Origin of the sequence: Marichromatium sp. AB32 (genome assembly GCF_003718675.1) — a bacterium.
In the GTDB taxonomy this organism is placed as follows: domain Bacteria; phylum Pseudomonadota; class Gammaproteobacteria; order Chromatiales; family Chromatiaceae; genus Marichromatium; species Marichromatium gracile.
Genome location: NZ_RHFJ01000041.1, coordinates 1 through 22569 on the forward strand (window position 1 = coordinate 1; position 22569 = coordinate 22569).

Annotated in this window: 19 protein-coding genes; 3 read left to right on the plus strand and 16 right to left on the minus strand. The window is 67.2% G+C overall.

Features of this window, described 5'->3' with window-relative positions; translation table 11 throughout:
- Positions 1 to 674: 674 nt before the first annotated feature.
- From ilvD to EBL85_RS12270, 5 genes are all read right to left on the minus strand, one after another.
- Complete coding sequence (gene ilvD, locus EBL85_RS12250) at positions 675 to 2525, minus strand: dihydroxy-acid dehydratase (RefSeq protein WP_123143054.1); 1851 nt, start codon at positions 2523 to 2525, stop codon at positions 675 to 677.
- Positions 2526 to 2737: 212 nt separating this feature from the next.
- Positions 2738 to 3421, minus strand: coding sequence for a TIGR04211 family SH3 domain-containing protein (locus tag EBL85_RS12255; protein ID WP_123143055.1), 684 nt, complete (start codon positions 3419 to 3421; stop codon positions 2738 to 2740).
- A gap of 119 nt (positions 3422 to 3540) precedes the next feature.
- Positions 3541 to 4470, minus strand: a complete 930-nt coding sequence (argF, locus tag EBL85_RS12260) for an ornithine carbamoyltransferase (protein WP_123141178.1) — start codon at positions 4468 to 4470, stop codon at positions 3541 to 3543.
- 27 nt (positions 4471 to 4497) lie between these two features.
- Positions 4498 to 5676 (minus strand): aspartate aminotransferase family protein, encoded by a 1179-nt coding sequence (locus tag EBL85_RS12265; RefSeq protein ID WP_123143056.1) that lies wholly within the window; start codon positions 5674 to 5676, stop codon positions 4498 to 4500.
- 237 nt (positions 5677 to 5913) lie between these two features.
- Positions 5914 to 6495 carry a superoxide dismutase gene (locus tag EBL85_RS12270; RefSeq protein WP_123141176.1) on the minus strand — a complete coding sequence of 194 codons (582 nt, stop codon included), beginning with the start codon at positions 6493 to 6495 and terminating at the stop codon, positions 5914 to 5916.
- A gap of 277 nt (positions 6496 to 6772) precedes the next feature.
- Between EBL85_RS12270 and EBL85_RS12275 the strand changes: the two genes are divergently transcribed.
- Positions 6773 to 8563, plus strand: coding sequence for an N-acetylglutaminylglutamine amidotransferase (locus EBL85_RS12275; protein ID WP_123143057.1), 1791 nt, complete (start codon positions 6773 to 6775; stop codon positions 8561 to 8563).
- Between the two features lie 66 nt (positions 8564 to 8629).
- Positions 8630 to 8965: a Grx4 family monothiol glutaredoxin gene (gene grxD / locus EBL85_RS12280; protein ID WP_005224048.1), complete on the plus strand. Its 336-nt coding sequence runs from the start codon at positions 8630 to 8632 to the stop codon at positions 8963 to 8965.
- A gap of 14 nt (positions 8966 to 8979) precedes the next feature.
- Here the strand turns inward: grxD and rnt are convergent, their stop codons facing one another.
- On the minus strand, positions 8980 to 9645 hold the full coding sequence (rnt, locus tag EBL85_RS12285) for a ribonuclease T (protein WP_123141174.1): 666 nt from the start codon (positions 9643 to 9645) through the stop codon (positions 8980 to 8982).
- A gap of 121 nt (positions 9646 to 9766) precedes the next feature.
- On the opposite strand from rnt, the gene EBL85_RS12290 reads away from it, so the two are divergent.
- Complete coding sequence (locus EBL85_RS12290; protein WP_123141184.1) at positions 9767 to 10525, plus strand: VacJ family lipoprotein; 759 nt, start codon at positions 9767 to 9769, stop codon at positions 10523 to 10525.
- 57 nt (positions 10526 to 10582) lie between these two features.
- Here the strand turns inward: EBL85_RS12290 and pyrC are convergent, their stop codons facing one another.
- From pyrC to EBL85_RS12340, 10 genes are all read right to left on the minus strand, one after another.
- Positions 10583 to 11623, minus strand: coding sequence for a dihydroorotase (gene pyrC, locus EBL85_RS12295; protein WP_123141173.1), 1041 nt, complete (start codon positions 11621 to 11623; stop codon positions 10583 to 10585).
- 5 nt (positions 11624 to 11628) lie between these two features.
- Positions 11629 to 13233, minus strand: coding sequence for a phosphoenolpyruvate carboxykinase (locus tag EBL85_RS12300; RefSeq protein WP_123141172.1), 1605 nt, complete (start codon positions 13231 to 13233; stop codon positions 11629 to 11631).
- Positions 13234 to 13405: 172 nt separating this feature from the next.
- A complete protein-coding gene (locus EBL85_RS12305) occupies positions 13406 to 13660 on the minus strand; it encodes a hypothetical protein (protein ID WP_123141171.1) in 255 nt (84 codons plus the stop codon).
- Between the two features lie 74 nt (positions 13661 to 13734).
- Complete coding sequence (coaE, locus tag EBL85_RS12310) at positions 13735 to 14361, minus strand: dephospho-CoA kinase (RefSeq protein ID WP_123141170.1); 627 nt, start codon at positions 14359 to 14361, stop codon at positions 13735 to 13737.
- Positions 14358 to 15227: an A24 family peptidase gene (locus EBL85_RS12315; RefSeq protein WP_123143058.1), complete on the minus strand. Its 870-nt coding sequence runs from the start codon at positions 15225 to 15227 to the stop codon at positions 14358 to 14360. The genes coaE and EBL85_RS12315 overlap by 4 nt, the downstream gene beginning before the upstream one ends.
- Positions 15228 to 15284: 57 nt before the next feature.
- Positions 15285 to 16547 (minus strand): type II secretion system F family protein, encoded by a 1263-nt coding sequence (locus EBL85_RS12320; RefSeq protein WP_123141168.1) that lies wholly within the window; start codon positions 16545 to 16547, stop codon positions 15285 to 15287.
- A gap of 6 nt (positions 16548 to 16553) precedes the next feature.
- Positions 16554 to 18269 carry a type IV-A pilus assembly ATPase PilB gene (pilB, locus tag EBL85_RS12325; RefSeq protein ID WP_123143059.1) on the minus strand — a complete coding sequence of 572 codons (1716 nt, stop codon included), beginning with the start codon at positions 18267 to 18269 and terminating at the stop codon, positions 16554 to 16556.
- A 94-nt stretch (positions 18270 to 18363) separates the two neighbouring features.
- Positions 18364 to 19218, minus strand: coding sequence for an NYN domain-containing protein (locus tag EBL85_RS12330; RefSeq protein WP_123141166.1), 855 nt, complete (start codon positions 19216 to 19218; stop codon positions 18364 to 18366).
- Between the two features lie 473 nt (positions 19219 to 19691).
- Complete coding sequence (acs, locus tag EBL85_RS12335) at positions 19692 to 21638, minus strand: acetate--CoA ligase (protein WP_123141165.1); 1947 nt, start codon at positions 21636 to 21638, stop codon at positions 19692 to 19694.
- A 250-nt stretch (positions 21639 to 21888) separates the two neighbouring features.
- A complete protein-coding gene (locus EBL85_RS12340; protein ID WP_123141164.1) occupies positions 21889 to 22566 on the minus strand; it encodes a 3'-5' exonuclease in 678 nt (225 codons plus the stop codon).
- Positions 22567 to 22569 lie beyond the last annotated feature (3 nt).

The following is a 22569-nucleotide window of genomic DNA, read 5'->3' on the forward strand; positions in this document are numbered from 1 at the left end:
GACCTCGCCGATGATAGTGTGGGGCCTCCCCATGCGAAAGTAGGTCACTGCCAGGACCTTATCCCAAAACCCCCGAGCACCCTGTGCTCGGGGGTTTTACTTTGTGCGCCGAAAAAGCCGTCAGCCGTCAGCCGTCAGCCGTCAGCCGTCAGCCGTCAGCCGTCAGCCGGAAAGATTGAACCGTAAAGACCCAAAGAACGCCAAGGGGAGTCGGGGATGTGCGGCTGACGCTGCGGCGCGTGCGAGTGCATGATCTGCGCTCGGTTCCTGTCCCGGCAGCTGAAAGCCGCCAGCGGTCAGTAGGATTGAACCGCAAAGGCTCAAAGGACGCGAAGGAGTATCGGGAATACGCGGCTGACGCCGCGGCGTGCGCGAGTGCATCGCCGGCGTTCGGTTCTTGTCCCGGCGCGCCGTTCCTCAGCAGACGTTGACGCGAGTGTTGGGTTGCCACAAAACGGTAGCCCTACCGACGGCGCTGCACGAGGTAAACCGACTTCGTTAAGGGTATCAATACCGTCTGACTGACGGCTGATCGCTGGCGACTGAAGTCTGTTAGACCGTCATCTACACTCACAATCCTTTGTGTGCTTGGCGCCTTTGCGGTTCACCATCTGGCTGGAGGCTGGAGCCCCCGCCGCGCCGGATGACGACGGCGGGGTGAGCGTGGGCGGGGATCAGCGCTTGAGCTGGCTGAGATCACGCACGGCGCCGTAGGCAGCGCTGGTGGTCAGGGCGGCATAGGCCTGCAGGGCCTTGGAGACCTTGCGCTCGCGCTCGCCCGGCTGCCAGGCGGCCTCGCCTCGGGCTTCCATCGCTTGACGACGTGTGGCCAGGGTCTGCTCGTCGACGGCGAGGTGGATCCTGCGGCCGGGGATGTCGATCTCGATCTGGTCGCCTTCCTCGACCAGCCCGATCAGACCGCCCTCTGCGGCCTCCGGCGAGACGTGACCGATCGATAATCCTGAGGTGCCGCCGGAGAAGCGTCCGTCGGTGATCAGCGCGCACTGCTTGCCGAGCCCCTTGGACTTGAGATAGCTGGTGGGATAGAGCATCTCCTGCATCCCCGGTCCGCCCTTGGGACCCTCGTAGCGGATCAACACCACATCGCCGGCCTGGATCCGGTCGCCGAGGATGGCCGCGACCGCGGCGTCCTGACTCTCGAAGATCCGCGCCGGACCGGTGAAGCGGAGGATCGAGGCGTCGACCCCCGCGGTCTTGACGATACAGCCGGCCTCGGCAAGGTTGCCGAAGAGCACTGCCAGTCCGCCGTCCTGGCTGTAGGCGTGCTCACGCTCACGGATGCAGCCGTTGGTGCGGTCGAGATCGAGCTCGGGCCACTGCTGGTCCTGACTGAAGGCCTGCTGACTCGGCACGCCGCCGGGCGCGGCGCGATACAGGCGCTCGGCCTCGGGGGCGGCAGTGCGCTTGAGGTCCCAACGCTCCAGCGCCTCGCCCAGGCTGGGGCTGTGCACGGTGGCGACCTCGCGGTGGAGCAGTCCGGCGCGGTCGAGCTCGCCGAGGATCCCCATGATGCCGCCGGCGCGATGCACGTCCTCCATGTGATAGCGCTGGGTCGCCGGTGCGACCTTGCACAGGTTCGGCACCTTGCGGCTGAGCCGGTCGATGTCGGCCATGGTGAAGTCGACCTCGCCCTCGTGCGCGGTCGCCAGCAGGTGCAGCACGGTGTTGGTCGAACCGCCCATGGCGATGTCGAGACTCATCGCGTTCTCGAAGGCGCGGCGGTCGGCGATCGCGCGCGGCAGCACGCTGGCGTCGTCCTGCTCATAGTGGCGCCGGGCCAGCTCGACGATCAACCGCCCGGCCTCCAGGAACAAGCCCTTGCGTGCGGCGTGGGTGGCGAGCAGCGAGCCGTTGCCCGGCAGGCTCAGGCCCAGCGCCTCGGTGAGACAGTTCATCGAGTTGGCGGTGAACATCCCCGAGCAGGAGCCGCAGGTGGGACAGGCCGAGCGCTCGATCTGGGCGACCGCCTCGTCGCTCTCCTCGGGATTGGCCGCGGCGACCATGGCATCGACCAGGTCGAGTCGCAGCTCGTCGCCGTCGCGCAGCACCTTGCCCGCCTCCATCGGCCCGCCCGAGACGAACACCGTGGGGATGTTGAGGCGCATCGCAGCCATCAGCATCCCGGGGGTGATCTTGTCGCAGTTGGAGATACAGACCATGGCGTCGGCGCAGTGGGCGTTGACCATGTACTCGACCGAGTCGGCGATGATGTCGCGTGAGGGCAGCGAGTAGAGCATGCCGTCATGCCCCATGGCGATGCCGTCGTCGATGGCGATGGTGTTGAATTCCTTGGCCACGCCGCCGTTGGCCTCGATCTCGCGGGCGACCAGCTGACCGAGGTCCTTCAGGTGCACGTGTCCGGGGACGAACTGGGTGAAGGAGTTGACGACCGCGATGATCGGCTTCTCGAAGTCGCCATCCTTCATGCCGGTGGCACGCCACAGCGCGCGCGCGCCGGCCATGTTGCGGCCCTGGGTCGAGGTTCTGGAACGGTATTGGGGCATAGTGGGACAGACCTGAAGGGTTGAACTTGACACGCTTCGATTATACGCCCCTCATCAGCCACGGCTGAGGCGCGGGCGCATTGGCCGCGGCGAGCACGGTCGGGGTGGCGTGAGTGGCCAGCATGGCAGGGGACGTGTGCCCGGGCGCGCGTTGGCGTCCGGGCGGGAGGGGAGGTCGCGCGATCACCGCCAGGGCGCTCGCGCGTATCGCCTTACAGCGAGGCCCAGGAACTCCGCCGCCGTCGCCAGCGCAGGTGCGGCAGCAGCAACCCGAGGAAGACGCCGCCGGTGACCACGCCCGCGCCGATCAGGAACCAGCGCTGGTGGGTCTGGTTCTTGAGATCGCGGTTCTCCTGCTGCAGGTCGGCGCGCTCGCGGGTGAGTTCGCTGACCTGGATGCGCAGCCGATCGCGGTCTTCGGTGATCTCGAGGATGTTGGCCGAGGCGTGACGGACGGTCGCCAGCTCCTGCTCCAGGCGCTGTTTCTCCTGACGCAGTGCCGCATTGTCGGCGCTCACCTGCTCGTGCTCGGTCTGCAGCTTGCTCAGCTGGGCGGCGAGCGCATCGGGCTTCTGTTGCAGCTCGGCGAGCTTGGCCTCGAGCGTGGCCACGCGCTCACGCGCCGCCGGCTCGTCCTGCAGCTCGTGCTCCAGCACGTAGCCGGTGGTGCCGTCCTCGGTGCGCACGCGGGCATAGTTGGTGGCCCGGTTGACGCTCAGCACCTCGAGCGGGGTGCCGCTCGGCAGCATGCGGATGATGCGATAGCGGGTGCTCTCGCCGGTGCGCAGGGTGATCTCGAGCTCGTCGGTCACATAGCGGGTCTCGGCCTGGGCGATGGCGGCTTGACCGAGCAGCGTGGCCAGGAGCGTAAGGGATAGGAGCGCGATGCGTATCACGAGGCGTCCTCGACTCGGCTGGGGTTGATCTGCTGTACGCCGGGCGCCTGCCCGACATCTTCGATGGCTGGCGATCGCGCCCGACGGGGGCGGTGTTCGACCGACAGCACGGGTTGGCTTCAGGCCGCGGGCCCGAGCAGGAATTCGAGCAGTGCCTTCTGGGCGTGGAGCCGGTTCTCGGCCTCGTCCCAGACCACCGATTGCGGGCCATCGATCACCGAGGCCGAGACCTCCTCGCCACGGTGCGCCGGCAGGCAGTGCATGAAGAGCGCGTCCTTGGCCGCCCGCGCCATGATCGCGTCATCGACCTGGAAGGGGGCGAACAACGCCTGACGGTGCGCCTGCTCGTCCTCCTGGCCCATGCTCGCCCAGACATCGGTGGCGATCAGGTCGGCACCCTCGGCGGCCTTGGCCGGGTCGTGGACGATGGTGCAACGGTCGCTGGCGGCGGCGTAGATGGCACCGTCCGGGGCATAGCCCTCGGGGCAGGCGATGCGCAGCTCGAAGTCGAACAGCCGTGCGGCGTTGATGAAGGAGTGGCACATGTTGTTGCCGTCACCGATCCAGGCGACGCGCTTGCCACGGATGTCGCCGCGATGCTCGACGAAGGTCTGGATGTCGGCGAGCAGCTGGCAGGGGTGGAAGCGGTCGGTGAGGGCGTTGATCACCGGCACCGAGGAGTACTCGGCGAAGCGCTCCACCGTCTCCTGATCGAAGGTGCGGATCATCACCGCATCGACCATGCGCGAGAGTACCCGCGCACTGTCCTCGATCGGCTCGCCGCGCCCGAGCTGGGTGTCGCGTGGGGAGAGGAAGAGGGCATGCCCACCGAGCTGGAACATCCCGGTCTCGAACGAGACTCGGGTGCGCGTCGAGGACTTCTCGAAGATCATCCCCAGCGCCTTGCCGGCCAGGGTTCGATGCTCCTCTCCGGCCCGCTGCATGCGCTTGAGTTCGATGGCACGGGCGATCAGCGCCCGGGCCTCATCGCTGCTCAGGTCCAGCAGCGAGCGAAGGTGTCTGCAGTGCGGGGTATGACCGGCATCCATGGTTTCAGCTCTCCAGCGCCGTGGCGCTCAATCGGTTTCCAGGAAACGCTGGACGAGCCCCGTCAGCGTTTCGAGCAGTTGTTCGGCCTCGGCCTGCTGCAGGATCAGCGGCGGCAGCAGACGGATGACGCGTTCGGCGGTGACATTGATCAGCAAACCGGCCTCGAGCGCCTGGCCGACCAGTGCGCCGCAGGGGCGATCGAGCTCGATGCCGATCATCAGTCCGCGACCGCGCACCTCGACCACCCCCGGGGTCCCGGCGAAGGCCTCGCGCAGGGCGCCCATCAGCCACTCACCGATCTCGCCGGCGTGGTTGCAGAGGTCCTCGTCGCGCAGCGTCTCGAGCACCGCGCGCGCTGCGCGCGCGGCCAGGGGATTGCCGCCGAAGGTCGAGCCGTGGCTGCCGGGGCCGAAGGTGTCGGCGGCCTCGCCGCGCGCCAGACAGGCACCGATCGGCACGCCGTTGGCCAGCCCCTTGGCGAGGGTGACGACATCGGGCTGGACACCGTCGTGCTGGTGCGCCAGCAGGTGTCCGGTCCGGCCCATGCCGGTCTGGATCTCGTCGTGGATCAGCAGCCAGCCCTCGCGATCGCAGATTGCGCGCAGCCGGGCGTTGTAGTCTGCGGCGGGGACATTGATGCCGCCCTCGCCCTGGATCGGCTCGACCAGGATGGCGACGATATTGGAGCGGTTGGCCGCCGCCGTCTCGATCGCCTCGATGTCGTTATAGGGGACACGCAGGAAGCCCTGGACCAGTGGCTCGAAGCCGGCCTGTACCTTGCGGTTGCCGGTCGCCGAGAGGGTCGCCAAGGTGCGACCGTGGAAGCTGCCCTCGGTGACCAGGATCGCCGGGTTGTCGATGCCCTTGCGATGGGCGTGCAGCCGGGCAAGCTTGATCGCCGCCTCGTTGGCCTCGGCACCGGAGTTGCCGAAGAACACCCGGTCCATCCCGGTCTGCTCGATGAGCAGATCGCCGAGGCGCTGCTGCTCGAGGACACCATAGAGGTTGGAGGTGTGGACCAGGGTTGCGGCTTGGTCGCAGAGCGCGTCGCGCACCGCCGGGTGGGCATGGCCGAGCCCGCAGACGGCGATCCCCGCGAGCGCGTCCAGGTATCGCCTGCCCTCGGTATCCCACAGCCAGACACCTTCGCCGCGGGCGAAGGTGACGGGCAGACGGTTGTAGGTGGCCATCAAGGAATCGCTCATTGCGGCAGGGCCCCGCTCGGTCTCCGGTGAAAAAACGAAAAGAGGCGGTTCCTCGGTGCGGAAACCGCCTCCAAACAAAGGCGAAGTGAGTGAATATAACGCGAATGCAGTGGTGGTTACAAGGAAACCACTCGGTGCGCGTGGGAGATGTGAAATATTTGCAAGCCCATGAATCCTATCGGGAAAACGTGGGTGCTTGAGGTCGGTGCGCGCCCGGCGACGCCGGGCGCGGGGCGATCAGGCCGAATAGTTGGCCGCGACGAAGTCCCAGTTGACCTTTTCCCACAGGGCCGCCAGATACTTCGGACGGGCGTTGCGGTAGTCGATGTAGTAGGCGTGCTCCCAGACGTCGACGGTCAGCAGCGGCGTCTTGCCCTCGGTCATCGGGTTGGCGGCGTTGGAGGTGTTGACGATCTCCAGCGCACCCTCGGCGTTCTTCACCAGCCAGGTCCAGCCGGAGCCGAAGTTGCCCGCGGCCGACTGTTCGAACTGCTGCTTGAAGGCATCGAAGGAGCCGAAGGTCGACTCGATCGCGCTGGCCAGGGCGCCTGCCGGTTCGCCACCGCCGTTGGGCGAGAGACAGTGCCAGTAGAAGGTGTGGTTCCACACCTGGGCGGCATTGTTGAAGACGCCGCCCTGGGCGCTGTTGATGATCTCCTCGAGCGAGGCCGACTCGAATTCGGTGCCGGCGATCAGGTCGTTGAGCTTGGTGACGTAGGTCTGGTGATGCTTGCCGTAGTGGTAGTCGATGGTCTCGGCCGAGATCACCGGCTCGAGCGCGTCCTTGGCATAGGGCAAGGGTGGGAGTTCGTGTGCCATTGGGGTTCCCCTCCTGTATGGGTGCGGCTTGTCGATAGATGCGTGGGCCGTCACGGGGCATGAACCCCGTGACCGAATCCTGCGTGTCTCGGTCGCGGCTGGCGGGCCCGACCCGGACTTGGCTTCGCCTTGCGGCCCAAACTGAGGTCGGGCGGGCGCTTTTGCAACGGTCGGCGTCGCTGTGTGACCATCGCTGTGGATGGCCCGGGGGCGCGCTGCGCCCGCATTCCGGGCGCCCCGACTGTGAACCGAAAAGAACACGATGGAGTGAGCACGGATGTGCGGAATCTGCGGTGAGTTGCGCCTCGACGGCGCCCCGGCCGACCTCGGCGCGATCGAGACGATGATGGCGCGCCTGACCCGGCGTGGTCCCGATCATGGGGGCAGCTACAGCGACGGTGCCCTGGCCCTCGGGCATCGCCGTCTCTCCATCATCGACCTTTCGGTGCGCGCCAATCAACCCATGGTCGATGCCGAGCTGGGCCTCGCGCTGGTGTTCAACGGCACCATCTACAATCATCGCGAACTGCGCGCCGAGCTTGTCGGGCGCGGCTACCGCTTCTTCTCCGAGGGCGACGGCGAGGTCATCCTCAAGGCCTGGCACGCCTGGGGCGAGGGCTGCTTCGAGCGCCTCCACGGCATGTTCGCCTTCGGTCTGTGGGATGCGCGCGAGCGGGCGCTGATCCTCGCGCGCGACCGCTTCGGCATCAAGCCGCTGTATTGGTCGGAACAGACCGGGCGGGTGCGTTTCGCCTCTAACTCCCAGGCGCTGTTGGCCGCCGGCGGGGTCGATACCGCGGTCGATGCGGTGGCGCTCCATCATCTCTTCACCCTGCACGCGGTGGTGCCGGCGCCGCGCACCATCCTGCGCGGGGTGCGCAAGATCGAGCCGGGCCACTGGCTGCGTCTCGAGGCCGATGGCCGACGCAGCGGCGGGGCCTACTGGCAGCTGGAGGCGACGCGTCCGGCGCAGCCGCGCGACGAGGGCGAGTGGCTGGAGGCGATCCATGCCGAGCTGCGCCGCGCGGTGCGGGTGCGCAGCGAGGTCGCCGACGTGCCGGTCGGGGTGCTGCTCTCCGGCGGGCTCGACTCCAGCCTGCTGGTGGCGCTGCTCGCCGAGACCGGGGTGAGCGATCTGCGCACCTTCTCGGTCGGTTTCGAGGACACCCCGGAGGAGTCGGGCAGCGAGTTCTTCTACTCCGATCAGGTCGCCGCCCATTACGCCACCCGTCATCAGCGCTTTCAGGTACCCAACGACCAGGTGCTCGAGCGCCTGCCCGAGGCGATCGACGCCATGGCCGAGCCGATGTTCGGCCAGGACGCAGTGGCCTTCTATCTGCTCGCCGAGCAGGTCTCGCGCGAGATCAAGGTGGTGCAGTCGGGGCAGGGCGCCGATGAGGTCTTCGGCGGCTACTTCTGGTATCCGCGGATGCAGGCCGAGGGCGCGGGCAGCCGGCTCGAACGCTTCGCCAAGCACTATTTCGACCGCGATCACGCGGAGTATCTGCGGCTGGTCGCGGCCGCCCACGGCGGCGCCGATCACACCGCCGAGCTGATCGGCCCGGCGCTCACCGCGCCTGGGGCCGACACCTTCATGGACGCGGTGCTGCGTCTCGATGTGACCACCCTGATCGTCGATGACCCGGTCAAACGGGTCGACAACATGACCATGGCCTGGGGGCTGGAGGCGCGGGTACCCTTCCTCGATCATCGGCTCGTCGAGCTGGCCGCGCGCTGCCCGGCCGAACTGAAGCTGCGCGAGGGTGGCAAGTACCCGCTCAAGGCGCTGGCGCGCGGGCTGCTGCCGGCAGCGGTGATCGATCGCCCCAAGGGCTATTTCCCGATGCCGGCGCTCAAGTACGTGCGCGGCCCCTTCCTCGCCTTCATGCGTGAGTTGCTCGACTCACGCGCCTGTCGCGAGCGCGGGCTCTACAGGCGCGACTACATCGAGCAGCTGCTCGCCGCTCCCGACATGCACCACACCCGCATCCAGGGCAACAAGCTGTGGCATCTCGCGGCGCTCGAGCTGTGGCTGCAGCGCAATGTCGATGGCGCCGACGCCGGTTGAAATCGGCCCGGTCGGCCCGATCCTCGTGCCAGCGATGACAGGATCAAATCCGGTGCGAGGTGAGCGATGGACGTGTTGGAGCGTATTGGCGAGCAGGTCAAGAACAACCCGGTGGTGATCTACATGAAGGGCACGCCGCAGTTCCCGCAGTGCGGGTTCTCGATGCGTGCGGCGCAGGCACTCCAGGAATGCGGCGTGCCCTTCGCCTATGTCAACGTGTTGCAGGACCCGGAGATCTTCGAGCACCTGCCGCGCTATGCCGACTGGCCGACCTTCCCCCAGCTCTATATCGACGGCGAGTTGGTCGGTGGCTGCGACATCACCCTCGAGCTGCATGCCGGGGGTGAACTCAAGCCGATGATGGAGCAGGCGGCGGCGCGCGCCGAGGGCGGCGCCGACTAGCGTTGTCCGAGCCCTTACTCGGGGGCGGGCAGTCGCTCGCCGCTCTCCCAGAAGCGCAGTGGATCGAACTCGTTCCAGCGGTTGATGATGGTGCAGAACAGTCGCGCGGTCTGCTCGGCGTCGTAGAGCGCCGAGTGCGCGTCGCTGTTGCTCCAGCCGAGCCCGGCGGCGCGTGCGGCGTTGGCGAGTACGGTCTGGCCGAACATCAGCCCGCTCAGGCTGACGGTGTCGAAGACGCTGAAGGCATGGAAGGGGTTGCGCTTGAACTCGGTACGATCGACCGCCGCCTTGATGAAGCCGAGGTCGAAGTGGGCGTTGTGCCCGACCAGGATGGCGCGGGTGCAACCGGTGTTCTTCACCGCCTTGCGGACCGGGGAGAGGATGCGGTTGAGCGCCTCGTGCTCGGGCACGGCTTCGCGCAGCGGATGGTCCGGGTCGATGCCGTTGAAGGCGAGCGCCCTGGGGTCGAGTTCGGCGCCGACGAAGGGCAGCACATGGCAATGGACCGCGGGCGCGGGTTCGAGCCGGCCATCGGGCGCCATGCGGATGACCACCGCGGCGATCTCGAGCAGGGCGTGGCGCTGGGCGTCGAAGCCCGCGGTCTCGACGTCGACGACGACCGGCAGGAAGCCGCGAAAGCGCTGTGCGATGCCGTCTGGAATCTGTTCTTCACCGTTCATCGCGACAGCATAAGTGGTTTGGTCGGCAACGCCAATCCTGTTGCCCATGCCGGCCCCGTCAGGGGGCTGCGCTGTGGTAGGATCGCGACTCGTTGCGTTGAATCAGGTGAAGGACGTCGAGATGGACACACGCGGGTTCAAGTGGCTGGGAATCTTCGGAGCGGCACTGCTGCTGGCCGGTTGCGCCTCCGGCGCGGCGCGCGTGAGCGATCCACGCGACCCGCTCGAGCCTTACAACCGGGCCGTCTATCGCTTCAACAGCGATTTCGACAAGGCCTTCATCCAACCCGCCGCGCGCGCCTATCGCAAGGTCACGCCGGAGCCGGTCGATCGCGGCGTGACCAACTTCTTCGCCAACGTCGCCGACATGACCTCGGCGGTCAACAACGTGCTGCAGTTCAAGATGTCGCGCGCCGGCAGCGATGTCGGCCGGGTGTTCATCAACTCCACCGTGGGTATCCTCGGGGTGTTCGACGTCGCCACCAACGTCGGGCTGCCGAGCTACAAGGAGGACTTCGGTCAGACGCTCGGTTACTGGGGGCTCGAGTCCGGCGCCTACTTCATGTTGCCGATCGTCGGTCCGAGCAGCATCCGCGACACCTTCGGCTTCGCCGGTGACGTGGCGCTCGATCCCTTCTTCAACCTCGAGAAGAATCAGGTCTATTGGGGGGCGATCGCGTTGCGCGCGATCGATCAGCGTGCCGACCTGCTCGATGCCAGCGATATCCTCGAGGAGGCCGCGCTCGATCCCTACAGCTTCCTGCGCGAGACCTATCTGCAGCGTCGCGAGAGCCTGGTCCACGACGGCAATCCGCCGAGTGGTGCAGGCGGTGACGACGTCTGGGACGAGATCGACTTCGACAGTCCCGCCGAGATCTGATCCCGCCATCCGGCGTCCCCGTCCGGGGACGCCGGAGCCTCTTCCAGGACGGCCCGATCAGGCCGTCTCGAGCCGCCAGCCCAGGGTCTCCCCGGCGCGCAGCGGCACCACACAGTCCTCGCCGAACGGATAGTGCGCCGGCACCTGCCAGGGCGTGCGGGTCAGCCGCACCCGTTCCTGGTTGCGCGGCAGTCCGTAGAAGTCGGCGCCGTGATGACTGGCGAAGCCCTCCAGCCGATCCAGCGCGCCGGCCTCGTCGAACACCTCCGCATACAGCTCCAGCGCCGCGTGCGCGCTGTAGGCGCCGGCGCAGCCGCAGTCGCTGAGCTTGGCCGTGCGCGGGTGCGGGGCGCTGTCGGTGCCGAGGAAGAAGCGCGGATGACCGCTGGTGGCGGCCTCGACCAGCGCCTCGCGGTGACGCTCGTGCTTGAGCACCGGCAGGCAGTAGAAGTGCGGACGGATGCCGCCGGCGAGCAGGGCGTTGCGGTTGTAGCGCAGGTGGTGCGGAGTGATGGTGGCGCCCAGGGTCTCCGGGCCCTCGCGCACCAGGGCCACGCCGTCGGCGGTGGTGACGTGCTCGAAGACCACCTTCAGCTCGGGGAAGTCGCGCAGCAGCGGCACCAGCTTGTCATCGATGAAGCGCTGTTCGCGCTCGAAGATGTCGACCTCGGGGTCGGTGACCTCGCAGTGCACCAGCAGCGGCATGGCGTTGCGCTGCATCGCCTCGAGGACCGGGGCGATGCGGGCGATGTCGGTGACGCCGCTGTCGGAGTTGGTGGTGGCGCCGGCCGGGTAGAGCTTGCAGGCGGCCACCGCGCCGCTGGCGCGTGCCCTGTCGATCTCCTCGGGCCGGGTGAGGTCGGTGAGATAGAGCGTCATCAGCGGCTCGAAGCCGCTCCCCTGCGGCAGTGCCGCCAGGATGCGCTCACGATAGGCGAGCGCGAGCGCGGTGTCGGTCACCGGCGGCTTGAGGTTGGGCATGATGATGGCGCGCGCGAACTGGCGCGCGCTGTGTCCCACCACATCGGCCATCGCCGCGCCGTCGCGCAGGTGCAGATGCCAGTCGTCGGGGCGGGTGATCTCGATCGTCTCGGTCATCGCGATCAGCCCGCCTGCGGGCCGGCGGCGAGGATCGCGGCATCGACCTCGTCGGTGAACTTGGTGAAGTTGTCGCGGAACATCCCGGCGAGCTTGCGTGCCTGGGCATCGTAGGCGGCCGGATCGGACCAGGTGGCGCGCGGGTCGAGGATCTCGGTCGGCACCCCGGGGCAGCTCTCGGGGATGTTGAGCCCGAAGATCGGGTCGGGACGGGTGGCCACGCCCTCGAGCTTGCGATCGAGCACCGCGTGCACCATGGCGCGGGTGTGGGGGATGGCGACGCGCTTGCCGACGCCATACGGGCCGCCGCTCCAGCCGGTGTTGATCAGCCAGACCTGGGTGCCGTGCTCGGCCAGGCGCTTGCCGAGCAGCTCGGCGTAACGTTGCGGGTGGCGCGGCATGAAGGGCGCGCCATAGCAGGCGCTGAACACCGGCGAGGGCTCGGTGACGCCCTTCTCGGTGCCGGCCACGCGCGCGGTGTAGCCGGAGATGAAGTGATACATCGCCTGCTCCGGGGTCAGCCGCGAGATCGGCGGCAGCACGCCGAAGGCGTCGCAGGTGAGAAACAGGATGGCGTCGGGGTGTCCGCCCATGCCGGTTTCGCTGGCATTGGGGATGGCGCTGATGTGATAGGCGCCGCGGGTGTTCTCGGTCAGCGAGTCGTCGTCGAGGTCGAGCCGGCGCGTCTCCATGTCCATGGTGACGTTCTCGAGGACGGTGCCGAAGCGACGCGTGGTGGCGTGGATCTCGGGCTCGGCATCGGCCGAGAGCCGGATCATCTTGGCGTAGCAGCCGCCCTCGAAGTTGAACACCCCCTCGTCGCTCCAGCCGTGCTCGTCGTCACCGATCAGGGTGCGCGAGGCGTCGGCCGAGAGGGTGGTCTTGCCGGTGCCGCTGAGACCGAAGAAGAGCGCGGTGCGACCGTCCTCGCCGATGTTGGCCGAGCAGTGCATCGGCAGCACGCCGCGCCCCGGCATCAGGTGGTTCATCACCGTGAACAGCGACTTCTTGATCTCGCCGGCATAGCTGGTGCCGCCGATCAGCACCAGGCGCTTCTCGAAGTTGACCAGGATGCAGGTCTCGCTGTTGGTCTTGTCGAGTCCGGGGATGGAGTGGAAGTGCGGCGCAGCGATGACGGTGAACTCGGGCGCGAAGTGCTCCAGCTCTTCGGGTTTGGGCTGGATGAAGAGGTTGCGCGCGAACAGGCTGTGCCAGGCCTTTTCGGTGATCACGCGCGCCGGCAGCCGGTAGTTGGGGTCGGCGCCGACGAAGCAGTCCTGGACGTAGACGTCCTTCATCTGCAGGTAGGAGGCGAGACGATGATGGACCAGGTCGAAGTGCTCGATGTCGATCGGGCGGTTGACATCGCCCCACCAGATGTCGTCGCGGCTGCCCGCCTCCTCGACGATGAACTTGTCGTTGGCCGAGCGTCCGGTGTGATGGCCGGTGCGGACCACCAGCGGACCCATGTGGGCGACCTGGCCCTCGTAGCGCGCGAGCGCCTGCTCGTAGAGCTCCGCGGTGGGGAGGTTCCAATGGACGGCGTTGAGGTTGTAGAGGCCGTGTTGTTCGAGCGGGTGGTCGCTGTTCGGACGTCCGGAAACGCGCATTGCTGGCTCCAATCTGGGTTTTCTGGGCAAGGGAGGCTGGACAAGTGCTCGGATCTTGCCGCAACGGGATCGATAGGCGTGGAGCCTACACCAAATCGACCCCGCTGCGGACGCTCGAGCGGTGCGATACCCGCTTCCTTTGCGACGGATCAGGATCGCACCGGGGGCGTGGTCACGAACTGGCCGGTCGCGCGCCCGAGCCGCTGCTCGTCCCCTGATTTTTGCCGCTGCCGCTGGTGCGGCAGTGACCGGAGACCTTGACCCCGTCCTTGCGGGTATAGGGATCGACCCAGTGACATTCGCCCTTGCGCTCGCAGGCGCCCTTGTCGAGACCCTTGCAGGCCGAGGCGGCATGGCTCGTCGGGGCGGCCCCGAGCACGAGTGTGGCGGTGGCGATGGACAGCACGAGACGCGGGTTGATGCGCATGCTTCCCTCCGGTGCGTGTCGGTTTGAGTGAGACTCCCTGCCTTGCACGTGGCGTGAGCAAAGCTAGGTCGCGCTCAACCGCTTTGCAAGTCGCTCTTCCCGGCGGTCAGCGTCAGATAGCGCTGATGCAGATGCCGTACCTGCTCGGCGAGATCCTGCGGGTCGCCGCTGTTGTCGATCAGGTCGTCGGCGAGCGCGCGGCGACGGGCGCGCGGGATCTGCGCGGCGATGATGCGGGCGATCTCGTCGTCGGCAAGGCCGCTGCGCGCCCGCACGCGCTCGATCTGTGCCGACTCGGCGAGGTCGACCACCAGCACCCGATCGGCGAGACGCTGCTGTCCGGTCTCGAACAGCAACGGGATCACCAGCACCGCGTAGGGGGTGCGCAGCGCGGCGCGCTCGGCACACATCCGCGCCTCGATGCGCGGGTGCAGGATGGACTCGAGCCGCTGGCGGGCCTCGGCGTCGGAGAACACCAGCGCGCGCATCGCGGCGCGATCCAGGCTGCCGTCGGCGGCGATCATCTCGCGACCGAAGGTCGCGGCGATCGCCGCCAGGGTCTCGGGGTCGTCACGGGTGAGGGCGTGGGAGATGTGGTCGGCATCGATCACGCCGGCGCCGAGTCGCTCGAGCTGCGCGGCGACGGTGCTCTTGCCGCTACCGATGCCGCCGGTGAGGGCGATGGTCAGCATGGCGCTCATCCCAGTCCGCTGAGGCGCAGGTAGGCGCCGGTGATCTGCTCGCCCCACAGCAGTGCGACCCAGCCGGCGACGGCGAGGAAGGGACCGAAGGGCATGGCGCTGTCGCGCCCCTGGCGGCGCAGCGCGATCAGCACGCCACCGATCAGCGCCCCGGAGACCGCCGAGAGCAGCACCACCAGGGGCAGCGCCTGCCAGCCGAGCCAGGCCCCGAACAGGGCCAGCAGCTTGAAGTCGCCATAGCCCATGCCCTCCTTGCCGGTGAGTAGCCGAAAGGCGTGATAGAGGCTCCACAGCAGTAGGTAGCCGGCCGCCGCGCCGATGATCGCCGCCTGGGCATCGGTGAACACCCCGAACAGGCTGAGGATCAGCCCGAGCCACAGCAGCGGCAGGGTGATGCGGTCGGGCAGCAACTGGGTGTCGAGGTCGATCACCGCCAGTGCGACCAGGCCCCAGGTCAGCACCAGCGCGGCGAGTAGCTGCACGCTGGCGCCGAAGTGCAGCGCCGCGACGAGACCGAGCAACGCGGTGAGCAGCTCGACGGCTGGATAGCGCCAACCGATCGGCGTCTTGCAGGCGCTGCAGCGTCCGCGCAGCAGCAGGAAGCTCAGCAGCGGGATGTTCTCGTGGGCGCGGATGCGGTGACCGCAGTGCGGACAGCTCGATGGAGGGCGTGCCAGTCCGGGCGGCGGTGTCGCATCGTCGGACTCGCCGGCGAGTTCGGCGCACTGCGCGCGCCACTCGTGTTCGAGCATCCGTGGCAGACGCAGGATGACGACGTTGAGGAAGCTGCCGAGGATCAGTCCGAGCAGCGTGACGGTGACATAGAGCAGCATGGGGGACTGCTGGAATGGCTCTAGCCAGGGCATGGTCGAGTCCTTGCTGGGGCGGGTCGGGAGAGGCGACGCCGGGGCGTCGCCACGGGATCAGACGACGGAGGCGAGCTTGAAGATCGGCAGGTACATGGCCACCACCAGGCTGCCGACCAGGCCGCCGATGATCACCATGATCATGGGTTCGAGCAGGCTGCTGAGGCTGTCGACGGCGTTGTCGACCTGCTCCTCGTAGAAGTCGGCGACCTTGCCGAGCATGGTGTCGAGCGCGCCCGACTCCTCGCCGATCGAGGTCATCTGGATCACCATGTGGGGGAAGAGGTCGCGCTGACGCATCGCCAGCTGCAGCGACTGACCGGTGGCGACCTCCTCGCGCATCTTCAGCACCGCGTCCTGGTAGACGATGTTGCCGGTGGCCCCGGAGACCGACTCGAGTGCGTCGACCAGCGGCACGCCGGCGGCGAACATGGTCGAGAGGGTACGGGCGAAGCGGGCCAGCGCGGCCTTGTTGAGGATCGGGCCGATCACCGGGATGCGCAGCACCAGTCGGTCGATCCCCTCGCGCAGCCCGCGGCTGCGCTTATAGAGCGCGGCGAAGCCGTAGCCGGCGCCGCCGAGGCCGAGGAACACCGCCCACCACCACTGCTGCAACAGGTCGGAGAGGCTGATCACCAGCAGGGTGAAGGCCGGCAGATCGGCGCCGAAGCTCGAGAACAGGTCCTTGAACTGAGGGATGACGAACAGCAGGATCACCACGGTGACGATCACCGCCACGGCGATCACCGCTGCAGGATAGAACATCGCCTTCTTGATCTTGCCCTTGATCGATTCGGTCTTCTCCTTGTAGATGGCGATCTTGTCGAGCAGCACGTCGAGCACGCCGGCCTGCTCGCCGGCGGCGACCAGGTTGCACACCAGATCGTCGAAATAGAGCGGATGCTTGCCGAGCGCCAGGGCCATCGCGGTGCCGCTCTCGATGTCTTGCTTGATCGCCAGGATCATGTCCTGCATCGAGGGGTTGTCGTGACCGCGACCGACGATGTCGAAGGCCTGCACCAGGGGCACGCCCGCGGCCATCATGGTGGCGAGCTGGCGGGTGAACACGGCGATGTCGGCGGTGGTGATCTTCTTCTTGCGGGCGCCGAGCAGCGGCTGGGGCTTCTTGCGCACCTTGGTCGGGTTGACGCCCTGACGGCGCAGCTCGGCGCGCACCAGGTTCATCGTCGCCGCGCGGCTCTCGCCCTTGATGCGGGCGCCCTTGCGGTCGACCCCCTCCCAGAGGAAGACGCTGGCCTTCTCCTTGTCCTTGGCCTTGTTCTGGGGGGGCTTGGGTTTCTGTTTCGCTGCCAGCGCCATGGGTGCTTACTCTTTGGTGACGCGGTTGAGTTCTTCGAGGCTGGTGAGACCGTTCTTGACCTTGCGCAGCCCCGATTTGCGCAGATCGGCGACGCCCTCGCGCCGCGCCTGGTCGGCGAGCTGCATCGAGTTGCCGCCCTCGAGGATCAGCCGGCTGATCTCCTCGGAGATGGGCATCACCTGGAAGATGCCAACGCGCCCCTTGTAGCCCTTGGTGCAGCGCTCGCAGCCGACCGGCTTGTAGATGGTCAGCCCGGCCTCGACCTCCTCGTCGCTGAAGCCCTCGGCGCGCAACGCCTCGGGCGGCAACTCGTGCGGCTCGCGACAGTGCAGACAGAGCCGGCGCGCCAGTCGCTGGGCCATGATCAACAGCACCGAGGAGGCGATGTTGAATGGCGCCACACCCATGTTGGCCAGACGGGTGAGGGTCTGGGGGGCGTCGTTGGTGTGCAGGGTGGAGAGCACCAGATGGCCGGTCTGGGCGGCCTTGACGGCGATCTCGGCGGTCTCGAGGTCGCGGATCTCGCCGACCATGACGATGTCCGGGTCCTGGCGCAGGAAGGCCCGCAGCGCCGCGGCGAAGGTCAGCCCGGTCTTGGGATTCATGTTGACCTGGTTGATGCCAGGCACCTGGATCTCGACCGGATCCTCGACGGTGGAGATGTTGATATCCGGCTCATTGAGGATGTTGAGCGCGGTGTAGAGCGAGACGGTCTTGCCCGAACCGGTCGGGCCGGTGACCAGGATCATGCCGTAGGGTTTCTTGATCGCCTTGAGGAAGGTGTCGCGCTGCTCGGGTTCGAAGCCGAGCGCATCGATGCCGACCTGTGCCGAGGAGGAGTCGAGGATACGCAGCACCACCTTCTCGCCGTAGAGGGTGGGCAGGGTGTTGACGCGAAAGTCGATGTCGCGCGAGCGACTGAGCTTGAGCTTGATGCGCCCGTCCTGGGGAATGCGCCGCTCGGCGATGTTCATCCGCGACATCACCTTGAGTCGGGCGATCAGGCGGTTGGCGATGGTCTGCGGCGGGTTGGCCACCTCCTGGAGCAGGCCGTCCTGGCGGAAGCGCACACGGAAGAACTTCTCGTAGGGCTCGAAATGGATGTCCGAGGCCCCGGCGGTGATGGCGTCGACCAGGATCTTGTTGACGTAGCGCACGATCGGCGCCTCGTCGATATTGGCCTCGCTGCCGTCGTCGCGCTCCTCGTCCTCGTCCGGGGCGATCTCGAGCTTTTCCAGGTCGGCGTCCATGATCTCGCTCATGGTCGTGTCCTGGGCCTCGATCGCGCTGTCGATCGCCGCCTGGAGCTTGTCCTCCTCGACCAGCACCGCGTCGGTGGCCAGCCCGGTGTTGAAGCGGATCTCTTCGAGCGCCTGGTCGTTGGTGGGGTCGGAGACGGCGAGGAACAGCCGGTTGCCGCGCCGCAACAGCGGCAGTGCGTGGTGTTTGCGGATCAGTCGCTCGTCGACCAGATTGGTCGGCAGCTCGGAGACCTCGACCGAGCCGAGGTCGAGCAGGGGGACGCCGAACTCGTGTGCCGCCGCAACCGCGATCGCCCGGCTCGAGAGCAGCCCCTGGCCGACCAGGTGGCCGACGAAGGTCCGCCGCTGACGGATCGCCTCTTCCTGGGCGTCGGTCGCCTGTTGCTCGCTGAGCAGCTCGTCCCTGACCAGACGCAAGGCCAGTCCCGAGAGCTTGACGTTGGCGGCATCTAGCGACATGGGATCGAGGCTCCGATGGGATGGTGGCACCGTCGCCCGCGCGTGCTCGGACGGTGCGGCGAACGAGGCTGGTGGCGGGCGGGAGGGCGCGGGATCACTTGTTCTTGTGGTCCTGGTTGACCTTGTAAGCGTCCCTGATGTTGGTTGCGATCAGGCCGTCTTTCTGCTCGCTCGGCTGGAGGTAGAACTCGAACACGAAATCCCGACTCATCAGGTGTCTGTCCTCGATCCCGTGATCGACCTCGCTCTTGTGGAAGAACACCGAGCTATAGGGGGATTGTGGGTTGCGGGTGTCGGTGACCCACAGATCGGCGGAGATCCGGTTGAGTACCCGCATGAAACCGTAGCCCTTGTCCTTCAGCCAGTTGACGCAGACGCCGCGCACGCACGAGCCGGCCTCGCCCCACTGATTGTCCTTCTCGTAGTGGATCGGCAGCAGGTCGGGGATGGTAAAGCCTGAGTAGAAGGCGTCGACCTGTTGCTGCAGCTCCTCCGAGATGTGCTTGAAGCCGATCAGCTCGACCCGGCACCCCTGGTTCTGCAGTGCCCGCACCAGCGGGAGGAAGTCGCCGTCTCCGGTGACCAGCAGGATGTGGTCGAGTCGCTCGGCCTGCAGCATGGCATCGACAGCCAGGTCGAGATCGGCATCGGCCTTGCTGTTGGTGATGTTGCCGTCTTCGTCGCGATAGTGACGCACGTGCTTGAGGTTGACCTTGTAGCCGAACTCCCGGATCAGCTGATGGTACTCATGACACTTGCGCTTGTAGTCCTCGTCACCATCCTTGTCCGCGCGCTCGATATCATAGGCGATATAGGTGTTGAGGCGCTGCAGTCTCCCTCCTTCGCGCGCGGCAAACCGTCTCAGCACATCGTAGCGCATCTGGTAGCCGCCGTTGTAGCGGATGTTTTCCGCGTCGATGAAGACACCGACCCTGGGTTGTGGGCTCATGTTGGATGGTTTGCTCGTTGTCTCGACCAACTGTTTGAATGGTCTCAGGTGTGAGTGCTGAGTCCCTTCGTGGACGCCGGGCACGGCGCTTGGGTGCATCCGTGAAGTCGCCCTGCAAAGCGGCGAGGGTATGGTGGACGACCCGCTGCGGTGAGAGGCCGCTGGAGGCCTGTGACCGTGATGCCGGGTGAGGGCGCGGCTGGTTCGGGACGGCAAGACGCCATCCGCCCCCGAGTCACCTCCGCGGGCTCGGGGATGCTTCCAGGGTGCCTGGCACCCGGGTGCATCGGGTCACAGCGCAGGGGCTGGGGTCGTGCCCCGAGGGGCGGTCGTCCAACTGGGCAGACGGACCGATGGTGTGGTGTTTGCTCGAATGAATCAAGACGGCGTCCGGCAATCGTGTTCCCGGACGCCGCCCCGAACGCGCCCGGTGCTCCCGGGCGCGGCGCGTCCATGCGCCTCGGCGGCGGTCCTCAGCGGTTGAGTCGGCCGTCGATGAGCTCGTTGACCACGGTCGGGTCGGCGAGCGTCGAGGTATCGCCCAGCGAGTCGATCTCGTTGGCGGCGATCTTGCGCAGGATGCGGCGCATGATCTTGCCCGAGCGGGTCTTCGGCAGACTCGGCGCCCACTGGATGAGGTCGACGATGGCGATCGGGCCGATCTCGCCGCGGACCAGCGACACCAACTCCTTCTTCAATGCGTCGGTCGGCTCGACCCCGGCCATCGGGGTGACATAGGCATAGATGCCCTGACCCTTGACCTCGTGGGGGTAGCCGACCACCGCGGCCTCGGCCACGTGCGGGTGCAGCACCAGCGCCGACTCGATCTCGGCGGTGCCGAGACGGTGGCCGGAGACGTTGAGCACGTCGTCGATACGTCCGGTGATCCAGTAGTAGCCATCGGCGTCGCGGCGTGCGCCGTCACCCGAGAAGTAGTACCCCGGGTACTGCTTGAAGTAGGTGTCGATGAAGCGCTGGTGATCGCCGTAGACGGTACGCATCTGCCCCGGCCAGGGACGAGTGATGACCAGCGCGCCCTCGCCCTCGCCCTCGATCGGGGTGCCCTCGGCGGGATCGACCAGCGCCGGCACCACGCCGAAGAAGGGACGGGTGGCCGAGCCCGGCTTGAGCGCGGTGGCGCCCGGCAGCGGGGTGATCAGATGACCACCGGTCTCGGTCTGCCACCAGGTGTCGACGATCGGGCAACGCTCCTCGCCGACGATGTGGTAGTACCACTCCCAGGCCTCGGGGTTGATCGGCTCGCCGACCGAGCCGAGGATGCGCAGCGACTTGCGCGAGGTCTGCTTGACCGGCTCCTCGCCGGCGCGCATCAGCGAGCGGATCGCCGTGGGCGCGGTATAGAAGCTGTTGACCTGGTGCTTGTCGACGACCTGCCAGAAGCGCGACATGTCGGGGTAGTTGGGGATGCCCTCGAACATCAGCGAGGTGGCGCCGTTGGCCAGCGGACCATAGACGATGTAGGTGTGACCGGTGACCCAGCCGACGTCGGCGGTGCACCAGTAGACCTCGCCCTCCTGATAGTCGAAGGTGTACTTGTGGGTCATCGCGGCATAGACCAGGTAGCCGCCGGTGGTGTGCAGCACGCCCTTGGGCTTGCCGGTCGACCCTGAGGTATAGAGGATGAACAGCGGGTCCTCGGCGTCCATCTCGGTCGGCTCGCAGGTCGGCGCGGCCGCGGCGATGGCCTCGTGGTACCAGATGTCGCGACCCTCGACCCATTCGACCTCGCCGCCGGTGCGTCGCACCACCACCACGGTGTCGACGTTGGGGCACTCCTGCAGCGCGGTGTCGGCATTGCGCTTGAGCGGGATGTGGCGGCCGCCGCGCACGCTCTCGTCGGAGGTGATCACCACCTTGCACTCGGAGTCGAGCACGCGGTCGCGCAGCGAGTCGGGCGAGAAGCCGCCGAAGACGATCGAGTGCACGGCGCCGATGCGCGCGCAGGCGAGCATCGCCACCGCCGCCTCGGGGATCATCGGCAGATAGATGCACACCCGATCGCCCTTCTCGACGCCGCGCGCCTTGAGCGCGTTGCCGAGCCGCGAGACCTCTTCGTGCAGCTCACGATAGGTGATGCTGCGATCCTCGTTGGGGTCGTCGCCCTCCCAGATGATGGCGACCTGATCGCCACGGGTGTCGAGATGGCGGTCGAGGCAGTTGTAGGTGACGTTGAGCTTGCCGCCCTTGAACCATTCGACGTGCAGGTCGTCGGCCTGGTAGCTGTAGTCGAGGACGCTGTCCCACTTCTTGAACCAGGTGACGAACTGCTCGGCGTGCTCGCCCCAGAAACCCTCGGGGTCATCGACGGAACGTCGATACATCGCCTCGTAGGTGGCAGCGTCGATGTGGGCGTTGGCGGCAGTCTCCGCCGGCACTGGATAGACCTTTTGCTCCGACATGGATGTCGTCTCCTCTTATCGTGGTCTCTTCTTGTAGGGTGATTCGGTGCCGGCGAACTGCTTGAAGCAGCGTCGATACCGTGAGGCCGGCGTCTTGTTGTGGGCACATGGTAAACGGTCACACCTGAGGCATCTAGCCATTCGCTGGGGCGCGTCTGTCATGTGCTCCAGCGCGGATGACGATCGTGGACCCTTGCGCGATGTCATGTTCCTTTCGTGTTCTCTGCCTCGCCACTGTCTCGTCCCGGACTCAGCACAGAAAGGTGCCGAGCGCCACCCCCTTGCCGTCGTCGCGGTAGGCCGCCTGGGCGAGGAACAGCTCGGCGGCGGCGAGGGCGTCGCCGAGCGCGTCGTGGGCGCCGTGACGGGGCAGGTTGTAGCGGTCGCAGAGCGCGTAGAGACGCAGGTCCGAGCCGCGAAAGGGGATCTGGCGACGCTCGAAGGTGCGATGCGCCAGCACCTGAGTATCGACCACCGGGGTCAGCAGCCCCTGGCGCCACAGTCGTCTGCAGGCGCTCGACAGGAAGCCGAGCTCGATGCTGGCGTGGTGCGCGATCAGCACCCGTCCGGCGAGCGCCGCGAGCAGCTCGGCGAGGACCGGCTCGAGCTCGCCGCCGCAGGCCGCCTGATCGTCGGTGATCTGATGGATCACCGCGCTGGCCTCGGGGATCGCGCCGCCGACGCGCACCAGATGACGGCGCGCGGTGGCGAGGTCGATGGCCGCGCCGCGTACCACCACATGGCCGACGCTGAGGATCTGGTCGTTGCGCGGATCGAGTCCGGTGGTCTCGAGGTCCACCGCGAGATACTCGACCTCGCGCCAGTCGGTGCGTGGGCGTGGCGTCGGCTGGGCGAGGTGCTCGCGCAGCGGCCCCTGGGGCGCGCGGCGCAGTCGCCAGCGCCGGCGCCATTCGATCAGTCCTGGCATCCG